Source organism: Candidatus Viridilinea mediisalina (assembly GCF_002532535.1).
Lineage (GTDB): Bacteria > Chloroflexota > Chloroflexia > Chloroflexales > Chloroflexaceae > Viridilinea > Viridilinea mediisalina.
Genome location: NZ_NQWI01000324.1, coordinates 1 through 587, shown reverse-complemented (window position 1 = coordinate 587; position 587 = coordinate 1). Strand labels below are relative to the sequence as shown.

Sequence of the window (587 nt, the reverse complement as noted above, 5' to 3'; positions counted from 1 at the left end):
ACCTGGCAGGTGGGGCGCGTGCCGCCACCATGAGGGCGTCAACGATCCCACCGCGCCGCACCTGCGAGGTCTCATGATCCGTTGGTACCTCAGACCTGCCAGGTGTGCGCCGTTGGGTCTGTGGTGCTACGCATGGTGGCTGCACGGCGCCCACCTCGCAGGTCGTTTGTCCGCTTTCCATGAGCACATCCTTGACACCGCATCCAATACTTCCAAAAAACTCTATCGTTGAAAGCCCTCCTCCCTCAACCCCTCATCAGAAGCATATGGCACCCTTCTCGACTACTGCGCTCGCACCTGACAGCCCGCTCTTTTTTTTGTGGACGACAGGCTGAATTGGATTGGCTGCTTCGTCGTTGCCACGCCGAGGTGACCGCCTACATCGCTCTCTATGGCGGGCGGCAAAATGGCAAGACCAGTCTGCTGTTGCGCCTCGAGAATGCGCTCCGCCCAGCCATGCCGGTCTGCCGGTTGGACTTTCAACTGATCAAGGGGGCCAATGACGAACGCGCCTTCGCCTTTGTGGCTGAGCGCATTGCCGAAAGCGTACCCCCCGCGTCCGATCCGCGAACCGTAGCCGATGGCCC

Annotated in this window: 2 protein-coding genes; one reads left to right on the top strand and one right to left on the bottom strand. The window is 61.0% G+C overall.

Features of this window, described 5'->3' with window-relative positions; genetic code table 11:
• On the bottom strand, positions 1–181 hold a 181-nt coding region (locus CJ255_RS23195), incomplete at its 3' end, for a hypothetical protein (RefSeq protein WP_133117030.1).
• Between the two features lie 155 nt (positions 182–336).
• On the opposite strand from CJ255_RS23195, the gene CJ255_RS22265 reads away from it, so the two are divergent.
• The coding region (locus tag CJ255_RS22265; RefSeq protein ID WP_133117029.1) for a hypothetical protein at positions 337–587 on the top strand (251 nt) is incomplete at its 3' end.